Below are 21,316 nucleotides of genomic sequence, written 5' to 3' on the forward strand. Positions count from 1 at the left end.
TCAATAATGAGCGTAGTCATAATTGCGTCGAATGGAGAGCGCCGGTGGATGCCGGGTCGCGACAATCGAGTCCATGAAGATGCGGGCTCGTCGCCCCCACGGCGCCCGCGGCTCCAGGGGACTGACGACGGAATAGCTAGTTGAGAGCCACTGTGCCCAGTGCAGGGTGCAACTCGACCTCGTGGGCCTTGATCGCGAAGAAGACGTGCTGGCCGGGGGCGAGGTCGAGGTCGGAGGCCGCTGCGACCGTGATGTCCGCGGCGAGGCCGGTAGTGCCGTCGGCCTGGTCGGTGGCTCGAATCCTGACAGTGGTGCCGTGGAGGTCCATTTCGGAAACGGTCACCGGAATCACGTTGCGTGGGCTGCCGTGCGGTGCGGTGCGGTGAACCGCCACCGCCGTCGGTCGGAACAGGGCGACGGCGGCGGTACCCGGGGGTGGATCACCAACTCCGGAGATGCTTTCTGCCGAAACCGTTTGCAGGATTCCGGGTTCGCTGATCACACCCGTGATGAGGTTGACTCCCGCGATACGGGCGGCGAAGTCGCTGCGCGGCGACGACAGAACCTGGCGGACCGGGCCGCTTTCCACGATGCGTCCGCCGTCGACGACGAGTACCTCGTCGGCGATGGCGAGGGCATCGAGTAGGTCGTGGGTGACGATGACGGCAGTGCGGTTTTCGTCGCGCAGGATGTCGCGCAGCAGCCGCCGGAGCGCGGGTGCGGCGGTGACGTCGAGTGCGGCCATCGGTTCGTCGAGGAGTAGCACGTGTGGTTCCGCGGCGAGTGCGCGGGCGACGGCCACCCGTTGGGCTTGCCCCCCGGAGAGCTGTGCGGGACGCCGGTCGGCGAGGGCGTCCGCGTCGACGGCTTCGAGCCAGCGCCGCGCAGTCGCGCGCGAATCGGAGCGACTGTGCCCCTTGCATCGTGGCGCGAAGGCGACGTTGGCGGCAACCGTCATGTGCGGGAACAACAGTGCCTGCTGGGACAGCATCGCGACACCGCGATCGTGCGCGGGCACGAAGATGCCGGTGTTGGTGTCGGTGAGGACCCGCTCGCCCAGCGTGATCCTGCCGTCGTCGGGTCGGAGCAGGCCGGCGATCAGCAGTAGCAGCGTGGACTTCCCGGCACCGTTGGGCCCCAGGACGGCGAGTACCTTGCCATGCTCGAGAGTGAGATCGAACTCCACGCCGCGCTGTTCGACTGTGGCCTGCACGCGGACGCTGCTCACAGCGCTCCCGAGAGGCGCCGACTCGCCGAGGCGACGACGATGAGCGCGGCGACGACGATCAGCAGCAGTGACAGGGCCACTGCGGCGTCGGGATCGGTTTCGCGCTGCAGATAGATCTCCAGAGGCAACGTCCGGGTGACACCCTGCAGTGAGCCCGCGAAGGTCAGAGTCGCGCCGAATTCACCGAGCGCCCGTGCGAATGCGAGGACGGCTCCGGACACGAGGCCTGGAACCACCAGTGGCAGAGTCACTCTGCGCAGCACCGTGGTCGGTCGCGCACCGAGCGTGACGGCGATGCTCTCGTACTTGTCACCCGCGCTGCGCAAAGCGCCCTCGAGGCTGACGACGAGGAAGGGCAGCGACACGAAGGACTGCGCGAGCACGACCGCGGCGGTGGAGAACGCGATCCGAATGCCGAGTACCTCGAGCTGCTGACCCAGCAGACCTTGCCTGCCGAAGGTGTACAGCAGTGCGATCCCACCCACGACTGGAGGCAGGACCAGCGGTAGCAGTACCAGCGCACGCAGGATCGACTGGCCGGGAAAACGGGCGCGGGCGAGCACCAACGCCATTGGCACCCCGAGCGCGACGCACACCACGGTGCTTGCGGCCGCGGTCTTCAGACTCAGGACGAGCGCCGCCCGGGAGGACTCGGAGGTGATGAGCGGAAAGAAGTGTGCCCAGTCGATTTTGAGCAGGATGGCCACCAACGGGACGATGACGAACAATGCCCCGATGGTGGCAGGCAGGTAGATCCAGATCGGCAGACCGACCTGGATCAGCCCGCCGGGCCGCCGCCTGGCCGTCACGGCGCAGCGAAACCTGCTGCGCTCAATACCTTTTGACCCTCGGGGCCGCTGACCATGTCGATGAACTTCTGCGCGGTGGCGGTGTTCTTCGAGTCCTTCAGCAACGCGATCGGGTAGGTGTTCACCGCGCCGCTCGACTCCGGGAACGGCACCGAGGTGACCTTGTCCCCGGCGCCGGCGGCGTCGGTGACGTACACCAGACCCGCGTCGGCCTGGCCGGAGGTGATCTTCCCGAGCACGTCGGTGACGGCCGATTCCTCACTCACCGGAGCCAGGGTTACCCCGGTCGCCTGCTCGACCTTCTCGGTCGCGGAACCGCACGGAACCTGCGGCGCACACACCACCACCTGAGTTCCCGGCTTGGCCAGGTCGGCAAAGGCCTTGATGCCCTTGGGGTTTCCCGGAGGCGTGACGATGGTCAGCGTGTTGGTGGCGAAGTCGACCGGCTTGCCCGAGACGATGCCCGCATCCGTCGCCTTGGTCATGTTCTTCTCGTCGGCGGAGGCGAACACGTCCGCGGGCGCTCCCTGGGTCAACTGGGTCACCAGATCCGAGGAACCCGCGAAGCTGAACGCGACGTGCGTGCCGGTGTAATTCTTCTCGAATTGTTTCCCGAGTTCGGTGAACGTCGATTTCAACGACGCCGCCGCGAACACCGTGATGTCACCGGTGATGCTGGTGGACATGGACGGCGCATCTCCGGTCGTCGTTGCCCCGGTGCCAGTCTGCTGCGACGACGAGCACCCGGCGACCAGAGCCGCGGCACTCAGTGCAGCCACGGCGACGCCCAGAATTGATTTCACGAAGTTCCTCCAGGGGTTTCGACGATTACGGTTGTTGCCTTCACGACGGCCACGGCGACGACACCCGGCTCGAGACCGAGTTCGTTGGCCGACGAACTGCTCATCAGCGAGACGACGGTGAACGGTCCGCACTGCATCTGCACCTCGGCCATCACGTGATCGACCGTGACCTTGGTGACCAGGCCGACGAACCGATTGCGCGCGGAACTCGAGACGCCGAGGGGATCCGGTGGGGGCGTCGCGTGATCGCGGGCGAAGTCGGCTAGTACGTCTCCGGCGATCACCATGCGACCAGCGTCGTCCTTGTAGGCGGTGAGGCTGCCGCCGTCGATCCAGCGGCGCACCGTGTCGTCACTGACGCCCAGCAGTACAGCCGCATCCCTAATCCGAATCGCCGGCACGGCCCATCACCTGTATCCCATCTAACTCCGCGTATGCGGCAAAACTAGCCCAAAAAGTGACTTCTTGCGCGGGTTTTGAACAGTCCTTTCCGCAGAAACGGCGATGCGATGAATACGCCGGTTACAGCGTAGTGTCTGAAAGTCGTTCTTGCACAACAGAAAGGAACCTCAATGCGTTTGTCCACACGGAATCAGCTGCCAGGCGTCGTCACCGAAGTCAACGTCGGCGGCGTCATGGCCACGGTCAAGGTGCGCCTAGACGGAGGCGACCAGATCATCACGGCGTCCATTACCAAGGAGGCGGTGGAGGATCTGGGTCTGACCGTAGGTACCGCAACGACGGTGCTGGTGAAGTCGACCGAGGTAACGCTCGGCGTCGATTAGCGTCCGCCCAGAGCTTCGGTCTGGGCGGGTTTCCGCGTTTCCACCGACAGAATCGGTTGGCGTACTTCACCATTGACGCCGCCGGCATCACACCCGCCGTTCGTGCGCCTCTTTGCGCGACTGGAAGCGACGGCGTGGACTCCTTACTGCCTGCCGTCGTGCCCGCCGCGGCCCTCTTGACTAGGTGCGAGACGTAGCTGAAGCCATGTGGTGAGGATGTCATCGGGGTGTTCGAGAGGCACGCGAAAACCATCTGCAGCCCGTCGTAGGCGGTAGCGCAACGTGTTGGGGTGAATGTTCAGTTGTCGGGCGGTCTCGGCGACGTCGCCTAGTGCGCCGAAGTAGGTACAGAGGGTCGACTGGTACTCGGTGCCTCGTGCTTGGTCATGGTCGAGCAGGGCTCGGACTCCGGAGTGCAGCGGTGTCTCGTTGCGGGCGAACTCGCGGGCGAGGGTGGTCAGCAGTATTTGGGAGTAGATGTCGGTGGCGGTGGCAACGGACGGCGCAGAGTCGTTGGATCCGATGACGGCGAGCACCTGGTCGACCTCACGGCGCAGCTGGTGTACGGCGGAAGGCCCTCGTCCCGCGGAGCTGATGGCGGCGTGAGCTGGGTGGCCGAGGCGGGCCTTGACCGCCTTCGACGCACCGGTGGCCACCCGGCGGGGCATCTCCTCGTCGCGTACGGAGGGGAACAGCACGTAGACGGTGCCGCCGATGGCGACGCAGGAGACGTTCGTCCGAAAGACGCCGCAGTACTGCTCTACCGCGGTGCTCAGCTGGGGGATCAGGGGCGGGGATTCAAGTCCGGCGGGGAACGTGAACCCCACCACGACTGAGGGCACGCCGGTGGCCATGCCGAATCGAGTTGCCGTGGTGGCGAGTGAACCGTGCCCCTCGAGCAGCGACCTCAGCCATTCCGCCCGCAACTGCCGTTCGACGTCGACCGCGTTTTGGGCTTGGAGGATGTGAATGGCCGCAAGCCGGCAAGCGTCCTGCAGCGCGGTCTCACCCTCGGGTCCGACGGGCTGGTCCGCCTCGATGACCCAGATGGACCCGACTGGTTGACGGCCGGCCCGGACCGCAACCGCGCACCGGGGCAACTCTCCGTCGGTTGGGTCGTAGGGGAAATGGACTACCCCCTCGGCGAGTAGTAGGTCGCGGTACTGCCTGATGTGCTTGTCCATCTCGGGGACGCGGCGGGCCAGGATTCCGATGCGGCGCATCCTGTCGACCTTGTGCTGTTCCAGGTTTGAGTAGGCCAGCACGTTGCGATCGAGGTCCTCGATCGCGACCGCTCCCTTCAGTGCGGTGGCGATCGCGTTGGCGAGTACGAACAGGTCGCCACCGCCGGTGTCGTTGGGATGGTCATTTCGCGAGTGGCTGCTGGTCACGGACACGATCAGCCTGTCCAGGTGGCGCCAGGGGACCGCCTCGTCGACGACCAAGAGTGCGATGCCCGCCGTCTTTGCTGCGTCGGCGACGTCGTGAAGCGGTTGCCCCCTGGCCTTGACGACGAGGGCCGAGTATCCGCGTTTGGCGGCGGCCGGCATCAACGTGCCGACCTGTGGGGAATCGGGTGCGAGGCCCACCATGAGCAGCACACCGCCGGGGCTGTCGGGTAATTCGTCCATGGGGTCGAAGATCACCGGCCCACTGGCAATGTTCCCGAGTCCGGCGGCGTTGGGCACGGCGCGAATTACGACGGTTCCCAACGTCGCAACCAAGTCCGCGACGGTGAGTGCCGACGGTCCGCGGCGCCTGTGAACCTCATCCATTTGGCCAGGTTAATCGAGCCGGACTTGGCCAAACGCACAACTGTCTCTTGAGACTGGGGCGCACAGACTGCTCACAGCAGGTGGAGACCACCCCATCACCTGCAGACGCCGGCAGATGCCGTTCGAGTGTGAGCCGGCATCGAGCGTCGACACCCGAGACACAGAAGGACATCGTGAGCACCACCGAATCACTCCGTCTTACCTCCGCTGACGTCCTTGGCGTCTTTCCCGAGGAATCGGACCTCACCGAGACGGGTGAGCTCACCATCGGCGGCTGCAGTGTCAGCCAGCTGGCCGAGGAGTTCGGCACCCCCGCCTATGTCATCGACGAGCAGGGTCTGCGTCGCCAGATCCGACGTTTCGTCGACGGGTTGGCGAGCCGCTGGCCGCGTTCAACGGTGCTGTTTGCGTCGAAGTCGCTTCCGGCAGTTGCCATGTACGCGATCGCTCAGTCCGAGGGACTCGGCGTCGACGTCGCCGGCGGCGGCGAGCTGATGATGGCACTGGCAGCTGGTGTCGACCCAGCCCGCATCTACATGCACGGGAACGCCAAGTCCGACGCCGAGATCGACATGGCACTGCAGGCGGGAATCCGATGCATCATCGTGGACAACCTGGACGAGCTCGCTCGACTGGAGACGCTGACCACGCGGCCGCAGGCAGTGATGATCCGGTTGACGCCGGGAATTTCCCCTCGGACTCACGCATCCCAGCTCACCGGTGGCTCTGACTCGAAGTTCGGGCTGCCCCGCGAACAGGTGGAATTGGCCGCGAAGCGCATCGCGATGCACCCGTTCCTGAGCCTGGACGGGATCCACGTTCACATCGGTTCCCAAGTGCTGGAGACCGAGCCGTTCGCCGACGCGGTGAAGACGGTTGCCGATTTTGGGCCCTTCGAGACCTACGACATCGGTGGCGGATTGGGTGTCCAGTACACCGAGGATGAGCCGGCGCCGAGTGTGGATCAGTACCTCGACGCCGTGGTGGACGCAGCACGCGCACATCTGCCGGCCGGGGCACGGTTGATCATCGAGCCAGGGCGTTCCCTGGTCGCTCGAGCTGGCGTCTCCCTATACCGCGTCAACGCGGTCAAGCGCACCGGTAAGACGTTCGTAGCCGTGGATGGGGGAATGGCGGACAACTTGGACATCGCGCTGACGGGCCAGCGCTACCACGCCGTCGTCGCGACCGCGATGGACCGCGTGCCAGACACGGTCTGCGACGTCGTCGGCCGCCAGTGTGAGTCTGGGGACCTGATGGTGGGTGGGGCCAAGTTGGTCGACCCGAAGGTCGGCGACCTGGTCGTCATCCCCGTGACCGGGGCCTACAGCTACACGATGGCCAACCACTACAACGGCGCCCCGATTCCGCCGATCGTCTTCTGCGCGGACGGCAAGGCCTCGCTGGCCGCGCGTCGAGAGACCTACGAAGACATGTTGCAAACCCACCAACCGGCCTTCACCCGCCGGTGGTGAGGGTCCATCAGCTGGTCACACGTCCGAACCGCGAACCATCACATGAAGGAGACCGATCATGACAACCACGAAGAGATTCCGCACCCGTGTTCTTGGCAGCACCGTGTTGATGGGTGCCGCGACCGCGCTGGTTTTGTCGGGGTGCTCCGGTGGCGGATCGGGCTCTGCGACCAGCACAGATGCTAGTTCGAGCACGTCGGTCCACGTCGACGCCGCGGCGGCGGCGCTGTTGCCTGCGAAGTACAAGGAGTCGGGGATCAACGTCGCCGCCGACATGCCCAACCCGCCGATGGAGATGCTGGACGAGAACCAGAATCCGACCGGCTTCGACTACGACCTCGCCCAAGCGCTCGGTGGCAAGCTCGGGGTGAAGTTCACGTTCGTCCAGCAGACCTTCGACACCGCGGTGCCTTCGCTACAGGCAGGCAAGCACGACATCATCATGGCCGGCATGAACGACACGGTTGAGCGTGAGAAAGTGCTCGACTTCGTCGATTACTTTCACGCTGGGTTCGTGATCGTGGTGCAGAAGGGCAATCCGGAGAAGATCACCCGGATCCTCGATCTGTGCGGCAAGAACGTGGCGGTGCAGAAGGCCACGGTTCAAGGCGACCTCCTCGAGAGCTATGCCGACAAGTGCAAGGCAGAGGGCGCCGGACCGATCAATCTCGTGCAGCTTCCGACTGAGCTGGACGCCCAGACCGCCGTACGTTCGAACAAGGCGGTCGCCGACGTCGTCGACGCCTCGGTCGGAACCTATGCAGCGCAAACTGCCGGGGATGGTCAAACGTTCGAGCTCGTCAAGGACGTAGAGAACCCGGGTGGCTACAACCCCGTCTACACCGGAATCGGTCTGCTCAAGGGCAACGACGACTTGGCCAAAGCCCTCAACATGGCTCTGCAATCGGTGATGGACGACGGGACCTACGCCAAGCTTCTGGACAAGTACAAGCTGTCGGACTTTGCGATCGACAAGGCCGGGATCAACCGTGCCTCGGAGTGACCTCACCGATCATGACGCCCCCGGAGGACGCCCGCCGACAGAGCTGAGCCCGGCGGGGGCGGCAGACGGTGAGTCCGACGACGACATCGTCGCCCTTCGGTTGCGACACACGTGGCGGTGGGTCGCGGCTGGTGTGTTGGGGCTCGGGTTCGTCTGGTTGGCGTCGTCGTTGTGGAACAACGAGAACGTCGACCATGGCACGATCGCCGACTTCATGTTCAGCACTCAGATCCTGCACGGCGCCGTGCTGACGATCGTCCTGACCTTTCTGGCGATGGTGCTGTCGACCATCCTGGGCGTCGTCTTGGCCCTCATGCGGCTCTCGAGCAACCCGGTGTTGAGTGGCTTGGCGTGGCTCTACATCTGGGTGTTCCGAGGAACCCCGCTGCTGGTGCAGATCGTCTTCTGGGGATACCTGGGCTTGTTGTACAAACAGATCAGCCTTGGCGTGCCGTTCACCGACTTCACGGTGTTCGCCGTCGACACGAACACCCTCATCCCCGCATTCGTTGCCGGCGTCATCGCGTTGACGACCAACCAGGCCGCATACTCTGCCGAAATCGTGCGGGCGGGAATGCTCTCCGTCGACCCGGGCCAGAAGGAGGCCGCTTACTCCCTGGGGATGACGCCGTTGTTCACCCTGCTCAAGGTCGAGCTTCCCCAGGCGATGCGAGTGATCATCCCGCCAATGGGCAACGAAACCATCTCCATGCTCAAGGACACCGCGCTGCTGAGTTTGATTGCCGTACTCGAGCTCTACACCGTCGCTGAGCGCATCTCGGCACAGAACCTCCGCCAGGTCGAGTTATTGGTGGTGGTCAGTTGCTGGTATCTGGCGTTGACATCTGTGCTGTCGGTCCCGCAGTACTACCTCGAGCGGCACTTCGGCCGCGGGAGTCGCGTGCTCGGCCCGACGCCGATTGGACGGGTCATGGCCCTCCTGCGCCGGGAGCCTCCGCCGCGGGTAACGGAGAAGGAGTCGCTATGACCACCGTCGATGACGGCAGCATCCAGGCGGCCGCCCAACCGCTGCTCACTGCGCGGAGGGTGCGCAAGCGCTTCGGCAAGGTCGACGTTCTCAAGGGCATCACCCTCAGCGTGGCCAAGGGCGAGGTGATGTGCCTGCTCGGCCCCTCTGGATCAGGCAAGTCGACGTTCCTGCGCTGCATCAATCACCTCGAAACCATCGACGGTGGACGCATCAATTTCGACGGTGAGTTGATCGGCTACACCCAGCGAAAAGGCGCACTGCACGAGATGACCCCCCGAGAAGTCGCCCGGCAGCGGCGAGGAATCGGCATGGTGTTCCAGCGGTTCAACCTGTTCCCTCACCTGACCGCGCTGGAGAACGTGACCGCAGCGCCCATTGGCATCCGCAAGATCCCGAAGACGAAGGCGGTCGCCGAAGCCCGGGAACTGCTCGACCAGGTAGGGCTGGCTGACTTCGCTCACGCGCACCCCGCGCAACTGTCCGGAGGCCAGCAGCAGCGCGTGGCGATCGCTCGGGCCCTGGCCATGGAGCCGAAGCTGATGCTGTTCGACGAACCGACCTCAGCGCTGGACCCCGAACTCGTGGGGGATGTGCTCGACGTCATGCAGAAATTGGCCAAGAGCGGGATGACCATGGTGGTGGTGACCCACGAGATCGGGTTCGCCCGCGGTGTCGCCGACAGCATCGTCTTCATGGACGACGGTGTGGTGGTCGAGTCCGGTCCGCCGAGCGAGATTCTCCGGAGTCCACGCCATCAGCGCACCAAGGCATTCCTCGATAGCGTGATGTGAGGATCTGGACAGCAGACTGAGCTCCGACGTCGTTGGACGGGCGGTTCAGTTCAAGGTCATGCGATGAGCTCCGTCGATGATCCTGTGTGAGTGTCGAATTGGCGCTGACGGTAGCCGTTGCGGGGGTTGGTGCACTCGGCGTACGCGGCCACTCGGCGCGGGGTGTGGGCACACGTGACCGCAGTTCGCCTGGCACAATGGTGATTTCGATGGCTTCCACGAGCTCGTGGTTCTTTCGCTCGAGTAGTTCACAATCCGTCCGGGCGTGGCCGTGGCGCCGCGCACGGCCCGCTACTGCTCGGCCACCATCGGCAAGAGACGGTTGTTTTAACAGGTTATTTGCTTGTTGTACGGCGTTGCCGCCGAAGAAGTGCGTAACCTAGGTGAACCTGTGATGCCGCGGGCTTCGCCAAACCTCGCGTCATACCGGAACTACTTCCAGCGGTTCGTGGCCGATGTGGAGGAAAGGCGCAATGAATCGGCTGGTACGCGCATTGGCCACCTCGATGGATCCAGCGTCACTGATGGTTCGCGTCGCCGAGCAAGCGTGTGCGTTCATGGCCAATGCTGATGGTGCCGCCATCAACCTGCTTCGCGCTTCCGACAATGCCTATGTGACGGTTTCTGCCAGCGGCGTGCTGGCGCCCGCCTTGGGCTTCGTCATCTCGAAGGATCGCAGTGTGCAAGGCATTGCCGCGCGGGAGAAACAGCCGCTTCTCGTACACGATTCGTTGACAGACACCCGATTGTCACGGAGTGTCCGTGCGCTCAACACACAGTGGGGCACTCGATCGTGGGCGGTGATTCCGTTGATACACAACGCTGAAGCCATGGGTTCTCTGATGCTGGCCGCGACAGTCCCGGGTGCCTTTGCTGCAGCAGACATCGATCCGATGGTCGCAGTCAGTGACTTCGTTTCGGCGTTGATCGTCAGCCAGTCGGAGCTCTCGACGCTGCTGACCCACGCGATCATCGACGGCCAAGACCGTGCGGAGGAAGCCTTCACGGCTCGTTTCGTGGCATCGGTGATGGTGCCGGAGGCGGTCGAAACCGAGGGACACCAGGTTGGACTGGACGCGCTGCTCGCGCAACCCGACGTCCTTCGCGTGGCGTTCCAGCCAATCGTGCACCTGGTGAGTAACAGGACGGTCGCCTACGAAGGGTTGGCGCGCTTTCCAGCGTCATCGGACTTGACCCCGGCGCAATGGTTCAGTACGGCGCGCCGCCTTGGTCGAGGCCTCGACCTCGAATTTGCTGCGATGCGCGCCGTCTTGGCTGCCGCTCGCGGCATCCCGATCGATTGTCCGGTGGCGGTCAATCTGAGTCCGACCGCTGCACTGGAAGGGTCGATTCAGGACTTCCTGCTCGCCCAAGACCGACGATTGATCATCGAAATCACCGAACACGAGCCCTTTCCCGCCGACCTCGCAGTGGGCCTGATGCGCCTGCGCGAGCATGGGATAGCCCTGGCAGTCGACGATGCCGGTGCCGGCTATGCCAGCTTCACTCAATTGCTGCGACTTCGTCCTGAGTTCATCAAGATCGACGGTGAGCTGATTGCCGACATCGACAATGATCCAGCCAAGCGGGCGATAGCCACCGCGCTCACCTCGCTTGGTTCCGAGATGAACGCGACGATGGTCGCGGAAGCTGTGGAGACGGCAGGCCAGCTCCAGGCCTTGATTGATCTCGGTATCGAGTACGGTCAGGGCTTTCACCTCGGCATGCCCAAAAGCCTGGAGTAGCCATGGCATCGGAGACTGCGACGAGAAGGACACTTCCGGACGGGCGGCAGTCGAGGACGTCATTGGCGTCGGTCGGCCAACCGGTGAAACTCGGAGCGGGACTTCGTTTCTGGATGCGGCTGCCAACAGTCGTAGGGTTGGCATTACCGGCCACGGTGATGGTCGAATCGCCTCTCAGGTCAGGTCAGGTCAGGTCAGTAGCCACGTCACGGGCGGTATCCGGGGACGACCAAGGTGCCTGGATAATTGACGTAAGCCGACAAGCACGCCGGCTGGTTCCGGCAAGCGATGATCGCCCCAGCATCCGGTGCCGCGCCGGCGATTTGGTTCCCTCGGGCGGGCAAATTGCAATTCACCACGTACGGATTGAGCGGGACCACCCCGTTGACACAGGTCGATCCCGACGCGACGGCGGCGGGCGGCGGTAGTGGGGCCATTGCCACCAGCACCGGAGCGAGGGCAACTGAGAGCGCAGTCGCCGCGATACCTGCCATGGCCATGGACCGGGCTCTCGGACTCAAAACGTGCATGGTCAGTCCCAACATTGACAAGTGATCGTTCAAATTGACGTTACGCCCGCCTGCCCTCCGATTTGGTGACGGAATCATGTCGCCGTCGACCGGCGTACCCGAGGGTGCATTCGAGGGAATGGGCGCGAGTCGACGCAGCGGGTCGGCGGTACGCCCGGACACGGCAACTCGGAAGAGTGGCTATTGGACGACGAGCGTGCCGTGCATGCTGGCGTGGTACTTGCAGTGAAACTCGTAGGCGCCCGGTGTCATCGGCGCCGTCAACGTCGCGATGCCACCGCCCCCCGACACGCGTACGTCGAAGGCGTCGTTGCCATCTGACGCGAGGCTGTGGTTGGCCTGGTCGTCGTTGACCACGCTGACCTGTTGGCCCGGCTTTACTGGGCCGCGCACCGCGTAGCCGAAGTTGGAGATCACGATGTCGGGGACAGAAGCATTCGTTGCAGGTGCGCTGGTGATGGCGATCGCGTTGCTCGACGGTGGCGAAGACTCGCCCGAGGAACTGCATCCGCCCAACAAGAATGTCGTGACAGCGGCTAGGACAGCTGTGGTTGCAGCGGCTCGCATGGGTACCGCCTCTCGGTCCAGGAGCGTGTTGCGCGATCGATGATCAGGCTCCTACGAGACTGCCTGGCTGGTTCGCGCCGCCGCACCACAACGGGCGATCGCGTCACACTCGCGTCACCACTGTCGTCGCAGTCGGCCGCGTTGAGGAGGGGCTCACTTGGGAGCCGACTCCGCAACCTTGTCACCCCAAGCAGACCGGGCGCCGGAGTCGCCAATTCGGTACACCTGCACCGTCGTAGCAATGCTGGCGATGACCACGGCAGCGGCGATGGCCCAGGTGATGAGCGGCTTCAGGGGCTGTTCGCGCCGTTCGCGCACGTGGACGACCGCGAGAAGCACGGCGACCACCAAGAGGCCGATCGAGAAGTAGAGCATGGTGTCGCCCAACTCCGCGTGAGTGTGGAGAAGGTCGGTGGGATGGGTGCGGTGTTCGAGCCATTCTCCGGCGTCGGTGGTGAGCGGAGTCAGGATCGTGGTGACCGCGGCGAGGACGAGAACCAGCCAGGTGAGGTGGCCGCGGGCGCGCGGCCACAGGGCGCACACGATCGCGAGGATGGCAGTCAATGGAGCCAGTATCACGATGAAGTGAACGAGCAGGATGTGTGCGGGAAGACCTTGGAACGTGGACAACGGGAACCCTTCTTTGGACTGCCCTCGTGGCGAGGCGGTCAGGTAATGGCGGCGCCGATGAGATGGCCAACGACGTAGGTGATGCTCAGGGCCAGTCCGCCGCCGATGACGTTTCGTGCGATCGCCCGTGCCTTCGGCGCCCCGCCAAGGGCGGCCGACGCCGCTCCGGTGACGACGAGGGCTACGAGCACGGCGGCGACGGTGACCGGAACTCGAATGACATTGGGCGGCAGAATGATCGCAATCAACGGCAGGAGCGCTCCGACGGTGAAGGACAGCGCCGAGGAGACCACCGCCTACCAGGGGTTGGTCAGGTCGGTGGGATCGATGCCGAGTTCGACGTCGGCGTGGGCGGCGAAGGCATCGTGGTCGGTCAGTTCCTCGGCCACGGTGCGCGCAGTTGCCGTCGACAGACCCTTGGCCTCGTAGAGCGCCGCAAGCTCGTCGAGTTCGGCGGCGGGATGCTCACTCAGCTCGCTGCGTTCCTTGCTGAGCAGGGCCTGCTCCGTGTCGCGCTGAGTACTGACGGAAACATATTCTCCCAGCGCCATTGACACCGCACCTGCCACGAGCCCGGCGATTCCCGCGGTCAGAATCGGACCGCGCGACGCCGAGGCGGCGGCAACCCCGACGACGATGCCTGCCGTGGAGACGATCCCGTCGTTGGCGCCCAACACTCCGGCGCGGAGCCAATTCAGTTTGGAGGACACCGAACCTGCGTGCGGCTCGGCGGGATGCGTGGCAGTCAACATGTCAGCCCACGTTAGACATCGACACCAGTGATCGCCAGCAAATGTAGCCTAGCCAAAGGGATCTCGGTGATTGGGTGCACCAATAGCGTTTGTGCGGGGAGCCCATCGAGGGTCGTCACGAACAATCTCCTTGTCGGGGTTGAGGAATTGCCGTGCGGCGACGCCGCCCGGCACAGTGGTCCGCGGCCCACCGCCTTGGCCATTGCCCCAAGGTCGAGCAACACTCCTGCGCGTCACCGCCCGGTCCTCCCACCGAATCCTGAGCCAGACGGCGGGAGCCAGAGTCGGCGAGACGAGGAGATCGGCCAGCGCCCACGAGGCAGCGCCGTCGCGGCGGGATCCGGAACGGAGCGCGTCCATGCTCTGATGCTGGCAGCCGATTCTTCGAGCCTTCGAAGAATCGCCATGGCACGCTCGCCGGGTGGCCTACACGACCGCGTTGACGACTCTGCTCATCGTCGACGACGATCGGGCATTGAGCGCGTTGCTCTCCGAGTTAGTCGCCGTCGAAGGCTACGAGGTGGACGCTGCCCATGACGCCAAGCAGTGACTTCATCGCGGGCCGTGCTCCGGCGGGCGGTCACCTCCTCAGTCGGCAAAGGGCACGCACGAACATTCCGGGGGATCGATCGAGATCTACGCAGGGCGGCGTGGGGCGGACGTCGACATCGAGGTACGCGACGGAAGCCATGTTCACCCGGTTCTGCCAAGGCCTGAGCCACGCCTCGACTGCCGGGCGCGAGCGGTACGGGATCGGCCTCGCGACGGTCGGTGAGATCGAGGTAGACGTCCGGCGGGGGAGCGACGTTCCGACTGACGCTGCCCGCCACGCCACCACAGGGCGAGGCGATGAGATGAGATTGGAGGTCGGCGGCAGTCAGCACCGGTGACGTGTCCTCGGACGGAGGAGATTCATGAACGACGACGAACTGTTTGGCGAAACGACTGCGCAGCGGGCCTCGCTGGTACAGCTACTCGACGGATTGCCCGAGCCGCAATGGGATGCGCCCTCGCTGTGTGCCGGTTGGAGGATCCGCGAAGTGGTCGCGCACATCACGATGCCCTACCGGTATTCGGTCGCAGCGATCCTCGCGGCGATGCTCCGGGCGCGCGGCAAGTTCGACGTCGCCGCGGACGGGTTGGCGCGCCGAGACACCGCCGATCGGTCGTCGGCTGCGCTGCTCGAAGATCTGCGACGCAACGTCGCTCACCGTTGGACGCCGCCAAGAGGTGGTCAGCTCGGGGCGCTGAGCCACGACGTGATCCACGGCCTGGACATGACCGAAGCGATTGTGCTGCAGCCGGTTTCGCCACCCGATCGGATCGCCGAAGTGTTGGGTGGTGCCAAGCTGGCGAAGGCGTTCAAGGTGAACCTGTCCGGACGCCGCCTGATTGCTACCGACGCGGATTGTGCCGTGGGAGAAGGGCGGCACATTGATTTGCCTGCCAAGGAAATACTGCTGGTGGTGACGGGGCGACGGCCAGTGCCCATGGATCGGTGATCGTGCCGCGGCGGGTCGGCGCACGACCGGCACCGAACACTCACGGTGGTGGTCGGCTCAAGTATCCACGAGTGTCGGGCGTGGCTGAAGCGTGCGAGTGCAACCACGCGATGAGTCCCTCGCGGATCTCCGCGAAGCCCTTGTCGTGCACCAGGTCCATCGGCAGTTCGGCGACGACGTCGGTGAGTTGCTCGAGCCAGGGCCGTCTGTTGGCGGCACACTTGATCTGCTCCGAGATCCGCCACGCGGGATACCGCAGTGCCAGAGCGGTTTTGGTGAGGTCCACCAGTACCCGACGCTCGTCGGCGACATCGCGACGGCGCGTGACGAGCCCCGCCTCCTCAGCCGCTCGAGCAACGGGGTGATCGTGCCCGTGTCCATGCCGAGCTTGCACCCCAGGTCACCGACGGTGCGCGGTGTCCCGGCGAACAACTCGACCGTGACCAGGTACTGCAGAAAGGACGTCACCAAGCCCGGTGGCGACAGGCTCGTCGACGCGGTGGTCGCGTACGGCTCGGCCGAAGGGATCGCCCAACGCCTCCGTCAGCACGTCGCCGCGGGGGCTGATCACGTGGCGGTTCAGGTCGTCGAATCCGATCGGCTGCTGCCCGTGCTGACCGCTCTCGCCGCTCCGCTCGGCCTCGACTCGCAGGCGCCACCTGCGGGCCGGTGAAGCTGGTCGCCGGCTTCGGGCTTTTCTGCCATGTCTCCCTTCGGCCCCATTCGCTCGGGCTTCTGTCCGTCGGCCCCGTCACGACCGGCAGAGCTGCCGGTCGGTCCGCGACGCACCGAAGCGACCTGAAAGCTCGCTGCCGAGTCGCTGAATGGTGTGTCCGCGGGTTGCCTGGCACACGGGTAATCTTCAGCCGCGTGGGGATGCGAAGTCGGAAATGGCAGCACTATGTGTCCGTTCGGGGGCTGCTGATGACCGCGCTGATCGTCGTGACGGCGGTCGTCGTGGGGGTGACGATCTGGTACCCGCGCAGCGCGCCGACGGATGCGCCGGATGAGAAGTACCCACCCGCGGCCACCTCCGCGCCCGCGGAAACGCCAGCGCCCGAGGTGGCGCCCGCGGCTCCGTCGACCACCGTGGCACCGCCCGCCCCGCCACCGACTCCCGTCGTCGAGGAGCCGACCACCACCGCGCCGCAGACATACACCCCGACGTACGTTCCACCACCCGTGGTGAGCGAAACCCCCACGACAACCGCGTCGTCTGCTGCCGCCACGCCGCCGCCAAGTGCGGCACCGTCCCCCCCGTCGCGCCCGAAGATGAACGTCACACGTTCCGACAATCCGTATCACGTGCCGGTGTTCACCGGTGTGCCCAAGCCGTAGTTCAGAGCCCTGTCTCGCGAGTTTGACCGCCGGCGTTCTCGGCTAAAGGCAAGCATGCGAAACCTGCTACGCCGTTCGACCATCGTCGCCGCTCCCATCGTCGCCGTGTCCCTGCTGAGCGCGGGCACCGGTTCGGCGGATCCCCTCAACTGCGTGAACGGGCAGTTCTGGGATCCCATCACCAACACCTGCCAGACGCCGCGTCCGGCGGACAACTGTGCGCCCGGCCAATATTGGAATGCGCTGTCCAACGTGTGCCGACCGCTCGGTCAGCTCTGACGCCACGCGTCACGCCGCCGAGCAACGGACCTACGCCGAGGGCGTCATCTCTGACCACGACGCTCCGGACGCCAAATGCGTTGGCCAGCAGTCGGGTATCGGGTGAGCTCCAATTCGAGACCGCCGGCCCGGTCCACGAGTTGCCGGGGTTCGAGTACCTCGCCTGGCAGCTGGTGGATCCCGCCACGAGCGAGCCGACGATGACGGGGTTCGACGCAGCCGTCGTCCAGGACGGGGTCATCCCCGATCTGTGGACCGTCCTCATTCCGCCACCGCAGTAGTCGCAGGTCTGCCGTCGGCGGTCTCGATGGTAGGAAGTTGGCGTGACGGATACGGATGCAGACGGGGGCGCGGTGCTGGTTCGCACGCTCGCCGAGACACTCGGCGAGGAGCCGCCCGCCGCGGTCAGTGCGCTGCCGGGCGAGATTCAGACCCGGCTGGCCAGTCAGGTCGAGGACGCCAGCCGCCGTCAGGCCGCGGCGATGGAGGCCGGGGTCAAGACGGCACTCAAGGGCGTGCCGTTGCCGCTGCGAGGCGTGGTCCGCAAGGCGCTGCTGGGATGACGGCCGCCACGGCGCGTCCGGAGCTGGTGGCCATCGGCCGACTGTTGGGGGTCGAGGTCGACGAGTTGCACGGTCTGGACGGGGTGTCCGACGACGACCTGAGCGTGCTCCACGGCCAGATCGCCCGTCGCCTGTCCGCGGACAAGCGGCGGAGATTCGCCAGGGTGGCGGCACTCTCTCAGTCGATTCCCGGTCCCATCGCGGGGCGGCTGGCCGAGAAGTTCCTGCCACCGGCGGGCGGTGCGCTCGTCGCCGAGCTGCTCGAGCCCGCCAAGGCGCGAGACCTCGTCGGGAGGGTCTCGGTGAGCTATCTGGGTGATCTGGCGATCGCATTGGACCCGGTGCGCGCGCACGACGTCGTTCGGGCGATCCCGGCCGCGAGGGTGGGCGAGGTCGCGCAGGAGTTGTTCAGTCGCGCGGAGTATGCGGCGATGGCGCGGTTCGTCGGAGCCGTCGAGGTGGACGCACTGTTCGCGACGCTCGGCGTCGCGACGCCCCACGACCTGCTCGCCGTGGTGCCGCTGCTGACCTGGAACGACAACCTGGATCGCGTCATCGCCGAGCTCCCCCGACCACCAGATCCAGCAGATTGCCGCCGATCTCGACGCCGGCGAACTCGCCGAGCTGGCACTCGCGCTCGACCCACACCGGTTCGGACCCATCGTCGCGGCCGTGCCGGTTGCCACGGTCGCCGACATCGCGAGCGCCCTGCTCGAGGGTGGCGAATACGCGGCGATGGTCGGATTTGCTGGTGTCATCACCCCCGAGATGCTCTCGGCCGCGGTCGGCCGGGCGACCGACGGCCAGCTCGCCGGCGTGTTGTCCGCGGTGGTGTCCGGTGAGATGTGGGTGGAGTTCGACCACCTCGTCGAGGGACTCGACGAGCCAGGCCGCGCTCGACTGCTCACCGTTCTGGGAGCGCTGCCGTCCGACGCGTTCTCGCGGCTGCAGGCGGTTGGCGGCGCTCGCCGGCTCGGCGCCGAGGCCTCCGAACTGGTCGGCGCGGCAGCCGCCCTGCGCTGACCGTCTGGTCTCGGGACCTGCCGTCAGTCGAGGGCGGGCAGGCCCGCTCTGAGTGCAACGGTCTGCTTCTGCCCGATGTCGATCACCGTGTCGAGCGGCGTCACCGCCCCGAGCGTCGTGTAGAAGTCGATGCGGACGATCGCCCGGTCCTGCCGAAAGACAAGCGCCGTAGCCGATTTGGTGCCGTCGGGGGTGACGCCGCTGACCGCGACGCCGGCATCTCCGACGGGGACCGGCACGGGAGGCACGCTCGAGGAGACGGTCTTGAGGTTGGCGATCGCCTTCGGAAGTTCGACGGGTGCGGCGGAGGCCTCGTCGAGCAGGACGATCGTGGTACCGACGGCATTCGTGCCGTCATTGCTGGTGAGCATCACTTCGGCACCCGGGATGCCGGAGGGGTTCAACGTCGCCGGCCGTGGCACCGAGTAGCCCGCGTTCGGAAGCACCATGTCCTGAGGCTGCAGCAGGAGGTTTCGGTAGTCGTAGGGCTTCGCGGTGCTGGTGGTCGTGGTGGGGGCAGTCGTGGCGGCCGTGGGCAGGCCGACGGGCGTCGGCGCCGGTGCTTGACCGGCGCAACCGGCGAGTAGGACGGCCGCCGCCATCGACGGCGCGGCCAGCCCGGTCCACCGGGCCATTGGCGAGATCACGGTCGACAGCATCGCACGTCGGGTGGTGGCGTGCCGTCCCCGTCCGCGAGCGATTGCTGCCGGGATTGCCGTCACCACATGGGGCGCAGCAGTGCGAGACTGACACGGTGCAGTACGTACCGCCTATCGGCGTCTTGGGGGATCTTCCGGTGCGCGACTTCGTGGTCTCGCCTGGCTTTGCCGGCGTGACGGCACTGCTGGCGGCGATCGTCGCGGCCGGTGCGGTGCTCTACGCGTCGCGACGAGCCCGTCAGCGGTTCGAGCAACGGCGTGACGAGGAGGAGCGCCGACACGACCGGGCTCGCGACGACGCGGACAAGGCGCTGGCGTGGGAGCGGTGGCAGTGGGTGGTCGACACCGCGGGGATCGAGCCCGCCGTGAGCGAAGGCGCCACCCTGGGTCTTGGGCCCGCCGTGACTCTTGAGCTGCTGGGTGGGCTACTGCGGGACGCCGCCCGGCTCGGCGACGAGACCCTGTCCAGGGCCGTGGCGGTGTACCAAGAGCAGCTCGTGCTGGTGCTGGCGCAGCAGGCCGGTCCGGTGTCCGACGTCGCGGGGGCTACGAGGGCGCGCCCGGGCAAGAGGCGCGCCGACGCGAACCCAACGGACCAGGATCCAGTCGACCCAGAACCGACGTCGGAAACTGAAACATCGTCCATTCCAACGCCTTCCGTCGGGGTCAGGGAGAGCAGCGGAGGACGGCGACGCCGATGACGACCACTCGTCGACACATCGAGGACCTCGACGCCGACCGGTGGGCGACGTTGACGCGGCGGGCGGCGGCGGACGCGGTCGCCACCGCGGAGCGGTTGGGAATGCAGCCACGGGCCGAAACGGCCGCGTTGGCTGCGATGAGTGAGCCCGAGCTCGTCGAACACCGTGAGCGCAACGGGTCACCCGTGCCTCGCAGATCCCTGGCGATGCAGGTCGTCGAGGCCGACCACCTCCGTCGCGTGGCCGAGGAGCAGGCGCGGATCGCCCACCAGGGCAGGCTGGACGCCGAGGCGGCGGCCGAGCTGGCTCGCGCGGAGGCCGAGGAATCGGCCCGCGTCGCCGGCGCTGCGGGTGAGCGGGTTCGCGCGGTGGAGGCGGAGGCCGCGCGCAAGGACGCCGAACGCAGGGCGCAGCGGGCGGCAGATCAGAAGGCGACGCTGCAGGCACGGGCAGAAGTCGAGCGGGTCCGCGCCGCGGCGACGGCGGAGGCTGCGGCGGCCGAGGAGAGGGTCCGGGCGGCGGAGGCGCGTGCCGTCGAGCGGAGCGCCGAACGGACGACCGAGCGGGCGGCCAGCGAGCACACCGTGCAGCAATTGCACGACGACATCGAACGGGCCCGCGCCGACGCCGCGGCCGAGGTGGCGGCGGCCGAGGAGAGGGTCCGGGCGGCGGAGGCGCGTGCCGCCGAACGGAGCGCCGAACGGGCCGCAGAGCGGGCGACGGCGGAGGAAGCCGTGCAGGGGGTGCGCCGCGAGTTGGAGAAGGTGCGCTCGGATGCGGCCGCCGAGGTCGCCGCGGCGCGTGGGCAGGCCATCGCAGACGTGGCCGCTGCACGGAAGGCCGCCGAGGCCGAGGCCGAGGCCGCGCGCGAAGCTGCTGCCGCCGACGTTGCCCGCTGGGAGGGCCATGCCCGGGAAATGGAGCGATGGGCGCGAGCCGAGGTGGCCACCCAGCTGTTGACGATTCCCATCCCGCCGTTCGAGGTGCGATCGCGAGCCGGGTCCGTCGAGAGCACGATCGACACGCTCTACCAGATCGACCACGTGCTGGAGGTCGCGCTCGCCGACGTGAAGTCGTCGTTCGTCCCAGATCGCGACTTCACGCTCAACCTCATCTTGAAGGTGCAGGAGCAGGCCGAGGAGGTCCCGCGGGAATTGGCCGCCCTGTCCTCGCGGTACTCCGACGAAGCTCAGGTCCAGGCGGCCGCCGGCTATGCCGTGGCCGCCGGTGACGCCTTCCGCGCGCTTCTTCAGCGCGTCGACGCCGCCGTCCAACGGTTGGGAACCCGCTATCGCAGCCCGGATTCGGACATCATCGAGGGCGTCACGGCCATGCTCGCCGACCTGCGGGCGAAGGGCGTGTACTAG

At 66.2% G+C, this 21,316-nt stretch carries 26 protein-coding genes and 1 pseudogene; 15 read left to right on the plus strand and 12 right to left on the minus strand.

Going from position 1 to position 21,316, the window contains the following annotated elements; translation table 11 throughout:
• Positions 1 to 136: 136 nt before the first annotated feature.
• From H7J06_RS18395 to H7J06_RS18410, 4 genes are read right to left on the minus strand one after another with little or no spacing between them, the layout of a single operon-like run.
• Positions 137 to 1,228: a sulfate/molybdate ABC transporter ATP-binding protein gene (locus tag H7J06_RS18395; RefSeq protein WP_264040463.1), complete on the minus strand. Its 1,092-nt coding sequence runs from the start codon at positions 1,226 to 1,228 to the stop codon at positions 137 to 139.
• Positions 1,225 to 2,037: an ABC transporter permease gene (locus H7J06_RS18400; RefSeq protein WP_264040464.1), complete on the minus strand. Its 813-nt coding sequence runs from the start codon at positions 2,035 to 2,037 to the stop codon at positions 1,225 to 1,227. The genes H7J06_RS18395 and H7J06_RS18400 overlap by 4 nt, the downstream gene beginning before the upstream one ends.
• Positions 2,034 to 2,840, minus strand: coding sequence for a molybdate ABC transporter substrate-binding protein (gene modA / locus H7J06_RS18405; protein WP_264040466.1), 807 nt, complete (start codon positions 2,838 to 2,840; stop codon positions 2,034 to 2,036). Before modA ends, H7J06_RS18400 begins: the two co-directional genes overlap by 4 nt.
• The gene (locus H7J06_RS18410; RefSeq protein ID WP_264040467.1) at positions 2,837 to 3,241 is read right to left on the minus strand and encodes a TOBE domain-containing protein; all 405 of its coding nucleotides are present in this window, start codon (positions 3,239 to 3,241) and stop codon (positions 2,837 to 2,839) included. Before H7J06_RS18410 ends, modA begins: the two co-directional genes overlap by 4 nt.
• Positions 3,242 to 3,412: 171 nt before the next feature.
• Between H7J06_RS18410 and H7J06_RS18415 the strand changes: the two genes are divergently transcribed.
• The gene (locus tag H7J06_RS18415) at positions 3,413 to 3,625 is read left to right on the plus strand and encodes a TOBE domain-containing protein (protein WP_264040468.1); all 213 of its coding nucleotides are present in this window, start codon (positions 3,413 to 3,415) and stop codon (positions 3,623 to 3,625) included.
• Positions 3,626 to 3,768: 143 nt separating this feature from the next.
• Here H7J06_RS18415 and H7J06_RS18420 read toward each other — a convergent pair whose 3' ends face one another.
• Positions 3,769 to 5,400, minus strand: a complete 1,632-nt coding sequence (locus tag H7J06_RS18420) for a PucR family transcriptional regulator (protein ID WP_264040469.1) — start codon at positions 5,398 to 5,400, stop codon at positions 3,769 to 3,771.
• A gap of 173 nt (positions 5,401 to 5,573) precedes the next feature.
• On the opposite strand from H7J06_RS18420, the gene lysA reads away from it, so the two are divergent.
• The 5 genes from lysA to H7J06_RS18445 all read left to right on the plus strand — a co-directional run bounded on the left by lysA (position 5,574) and on the right by H7J06_RS18445 (position 11,405).
• The gene (gene lysA, locus H7J06_RS18425; protein WP_264040470.1) at positions 5,574 to 6,875 is read left to right on the plus strand and encodes a diaminopimelate decarboxylase; all 1,302 of its coding nucleotides are present in this window, start codon (positions 5,574 to 5,576) and stop codon (positions 6,873 to 6,875) included.
• A 58-nt stretch (positions 6,876 to 6,933) separates the two neighbouring features.
• Positions 6,934 to 7,878 carry an ABC transporter substrate-binding protein gene (locus H7J06_RS18430; RefSeq protein WP_264040471.1) on the plus strand — a complete coding sequence of 315 codons (945 nt, stop codon included), beginning with the start codon at positions 6,934 to 6,936 and terminating at the stop codon, positions 7,876 to 7,878.
• Positions 7,865 to 8,866, plus strand: a complete 1,002-nt coding sequence (locus H7J06_RS18435; protein ID WP_264040473.1) for an amino acid ABC transporter permease — start codon at positions 7,865 to 7,867, stop codon at positions 8,864 to 8,866. Before H7J06_RS18430 ends, H7J06_RS18435 begins: the two co-directional genes overlap by 14 nt.
• Positions 8,863 to 9,660: an amino acid ABC transporter ATP-binding protein gene (locus H7J06_RS18440; protein ID WP_275079598.1), complete on the plus strand. Its 798-nt coding sequence runs from the start codon at positions 8,863 to 8,865 to the stop codon at positions 9,658 to 9,660. Before H7J06_RS18435 ends, H7J06_RS18440 begins: the two co-directional genes overlap by 4 nt.
• Before the next feature lie 473 nt (positions 9,661 to 10,133).
• Complete coding sequence (locus tag H7J06_RS18445; protein WP_264040474.1) at positions 10,134 to 11,405, plus strand: sensor domain-containing phosphodiesterase; 1,272 nt, start codon at positions 10,134 to 10,136, stop codon at positions 11,403 to 11,405.
• Between the two features lie 710 nt (positions 11,406 to 12,115).
• On the opposite strand, the gene H7J06_RS32415 is transcribed toward H7J06_RS18445, so the two are convergent.
• The 3 genes and pseudogenes from H7J06_RS32415 to H7J06_RS18460 form a co-directional block, all read right to left on the minus strand.
• A complete protein-coding gene (locus H7J06_RS32415) occupies positions 12,116 to 12,352 on the minus strand; it encodes a cupredoxin domain-containing protein (RefSeq protein ID WP_264040475.1) in 237 nt (78 codons plus the stop codon).
• A 303-nt stretch (positions 12,353 to 12,655) separates the two neighbouring features.
• Positions 12,656 to 13,132, minus strand: a complete 477-nt coding sequence (locus tag H7J06_RS18455; protein ID WP_264040476.1) for a DUF2231 domain-containing protein — start codon at positions 13,130 to 13,132, stop codon at positions 12,656 to 12,658.
• 38 nt (positions 13,133 to 13,170) lie between these two features.
• A pseudogene (locus H7J06_RS18460) lies at positions 13,171 to 13,884 on the minus strand (VIT1/CCC1 transporter family protein).
• 421 nt (positions 13,885 to 14,305) lie between these two features.
• Between H7J06_RS18460 and H7J06_RS18465 the strand changes: the two are divergent.
• Both H7J06_RS18465 and H7J06_RS18470 read left to right on the plus strand, forming a co-directional pair.
• Positions 14,306 to 14,434 (plus strand): hypothetical protein, encoded by a 129-nt coding sequence (locus tag H7J06_RS18465; protein WP_264040477.1) that lies wholly within the window; start codon positions 14,306 to 14,308, stop codon positions 14,432 to 14,434.
• Between the two features lie 364 nt (positions 14,435 to 14,798).
• Positions 14,799 to 15,386, plus strand: coding sequence for a maleylpyruvate isomerase family mycothiol-dependent enzyme (locus H7J06_RS18470; protein WP_264040478.1), 588 nt, complete (start codon positions 14,799 to 14,801; stop codon positions 15,384 to 15,386).
• A 40-nt stretch (positions 15,387 to 15,426) separates the two neighbouring features.
• Here H7J06_RS18470 and H7J06_RS18475 read toward each other — a convergent pair whose 3' ends face one another.
• Positions 15,427 to 15,672 carry a hypothetical protein gene (locus H7J06_RS18475; protein ID WP_264040479.1) on the minus strand — a complete coding sequence of 82 codons (246 nt, stop codon included), beginning with the start codon at positions 15,670 to 15,672 and terminating at the stop codon, positions 15,427 to 15,429.
• Positions 15,673 to 15,825: 153 nt separating this feature from the next.
• Here H7J06_RS18475 and H7J06_RS18480 point away from each other — a divergent pair, with 153 nt between their 5' ends.
• The gene (locus H7J06_RS18480) at positions 15,826 to 16,059 is read left to right on the plus strand and encodes an LLM class oxidoreductase (protein WP_372515346.1); all 234 of its coding nucleotides are present in this window, start codon (positions 15,826 to 15,828) and stop codon (positions 16,057 to 16,059) included.
• A 226-nt stretch (positions 16,060 to 16,285) separates the two neighbouring features.
• On the opposite strand, the gene H7J06_RS18485 is transcribed toward H7J06_RS18480, so the two are convergent.
• Positions 16,286 to 16,669, minus strand: a complete 384-nt coding sequence (locus H7J06_RS18485) for a hypothetical protein (RefSeq protein ID WP_264040480.1) — start codon at positions 16,667 to 16,669, stop codon at positions 16,286 to 16,288.
• 109 nt (positions 16,670 to 16,778) lie between these two features.
• Between H7J06_RS18485 and H7J06_RS18490 the strand changes: the two genes are divergently transcribed.
• The 3 genes from H7J06_RS18490 to H7J06_RS18500 all read left to right on the plus strand — a co-directional run bounded on the left by H7J06_RS18490 (position 16,779) and on the right by H7J06_RS18500 (position 17,566).
• Complete coding sequence (locus H7J06_RS18490; RefSeq protein WP_264040482.1) at positions 16,779 to 17,003, plus strand: hypothetical protein; 225 nt, start codon at positions 16,779 to 16,781, stop codon at positions 17,001 to 17,003.
• Between the two features lie 80 nt (positions 17,004 to 17,083).
• Positions 17,084 to 17,284 carry a hypothetical protein gene (locus H7J06_RS18495; protein WP_264040483.1) on the plus strand — a complete coding sequence of 67 codons (201 nt, stop codon included), beginning with the start codon at positions 17,084 to 17,086 and terminating at the stop codon, positions 17,282 to 17,284.
• A 42-nt stretch (positions 17,285 to 17,326) separates the two neighbouring features.
• Positions 17,327 to 17,566 (plus strand): hypothetical protein, encoded by a 240-nt coding sequence (locus tag H7J06_RS18500; protein WP_264040484.1) that lies wholly within the window; start codon positions 17,327 to 17,329, stop codon positions 17,564 to 17,566.
• Positions 17,567 to 17,873: 307 nt separating this feature from the next.
• Here H7J06_RS18500 and H7J06_RS18505 read toward each other — a convergent pair whose 3' ends face one another.
• Entirely contained in the window at positions 17,874 to 18,122 is a 249-nt protein-coding gene (locus H7J06_RS18505) for a hypothetical protein (protein ID WP_264040485.1), read from the minus strand.
• Positions 18,123 to 18,238: 116 nt separating this feature from the next.
• Here H7J06_RS18505 and H7J06_RS18510 point away from each other — a divergent pair, with 116 nt between their 5' ends.
• Positions 18,239 to 18,589 (plus strand): hypothetical protein, encoded by a 351-nt coding sequence (locus H7J06_RS18510; protein WP_264040486.1) that lies wholly within the window; start codon positions 18,239 to 18,241, stop codon positions 18,587 to 18,589.
• A gap of 23 nt (positions 18,590 to 18,612) precedes the next feature.
• Here H7J06_RS18510 and H7J06_RS18515 read toward each other — a convergent pair whose 3' ends face one another.
• Entirely contained in the window at positions 18,613 to 19,236 is a 624-nt protein-coding gene (locus H7J06_RS18515) for a hypothetical protein (protein WP_264040487.1), read from the minus strand.
• 149 nt (positions 19,237 to 19,385) lie between these two features.
• Here H7J06_RS18515 and H7J06_RS18520 point away from each other — a divergent pair, with 149 nt between their 5' ends.
• Together H7J06_RS18520 and H7J06_RS18525 are read left to right on the plus strand one after the other, a co-directional pair.
• Positions 19,386 to 19,949, plus strand: a complete 564-nt coding sequence (locus H7J06_RS18520) for a hypothetical protein (protein ID WP_264040488.1) — start codon at positions 19,386 to 19,388, stop codon at positions 19,947 to 19,949.
• Entirely contained in the window at positions 19,946 to 21,316 is a 1,371-nt protein-coding gene (locus H7J06_RS18525) for a hypothetical protein (protein WP_264040489.1), read from the plus strand. Before H7J06_RS18520 ends, H7J06_RS18525 begins: the two co-directional genes overlap by 4 nt.

Origin of the sequence: Mycolicibacterium hodleri, from assembly GCF_025822245.1 — a bacterium.
Taxonomy (GTDB): domain Bacteria; phylum Actinomycetota; class Actinomycetes; order Mycobacteriales; family Mycobacteriaceae; genus Mycobacterium; species Mycobacterium hodleri.

Excerpts from the sequence above, each read along its gene's own strand:
- H7J06_RS18420 (WP_264040469.1), bottom strand. The coding sequence starts at position 5,400 with ATGGATGAGGTTCACAGGCGCCGCGGACCGTCGGCACTCACCGTCGCG.
- H7J06_RS18440 (WP_275079598.1), top strand. The coding sequence starts at position 8,863 with ATGACCACCGTCGATGACGGCAGCATCCAGGCGGCCGCCCAACCGCTG.
- H7J06_RS18470 (WP_264040478.1), top strand. The coding sequence starts at position 14,799 with ATGAACGACGACGAACTGTTTGGCGAAACGACTGCGCAGCGGGCCTCG.
- H7J06_RS18490 (WP_264040482.1), top strand. The coding sequence starts at position 16,779 with ATGCGAAACCTGCTACGCCGTTCGACCATCGTCGCCGCTCCCATCGTC.
- H7J06_RS18505 (WP_264040485.1), bottom strand. The coding sequence starts at position 18,122 with ATGACGCGATCCAGGTTGTCGTTCCAGGTCAGCAGCGGCACCACGGCG.
- H7J06_RS18445 (WP_264040474.1), top strand. The coding sequence starts at position 10,134 with ATGAATCGGCTGGTACGCGCATTGGCCACCTCGATGGATCCAGCGTCA.
- H7J06_RS18430 (WP_264040471.1), top strand. The coding sequence starts at position 6,934 with ATGACAACCACGAAGAGATTCCGCACCCGTGTTCTTGGCAGCACCGTG.
- H7J06_RS18415 (WP_264040468.1), top strand. The coding sequence starts at position 3,413 with ATGCGTTTGTCCACACGGAATCAGCTGCCAGGCGTCGTCACCGAAGTC.
- H7J06_RS18525 (WP_264040489.1), top strand. The coding sequence starts at position 19,946 with ATGACGACCACTCGTCGACACATCGAGGACCTCGACGCCGACCGGTGG.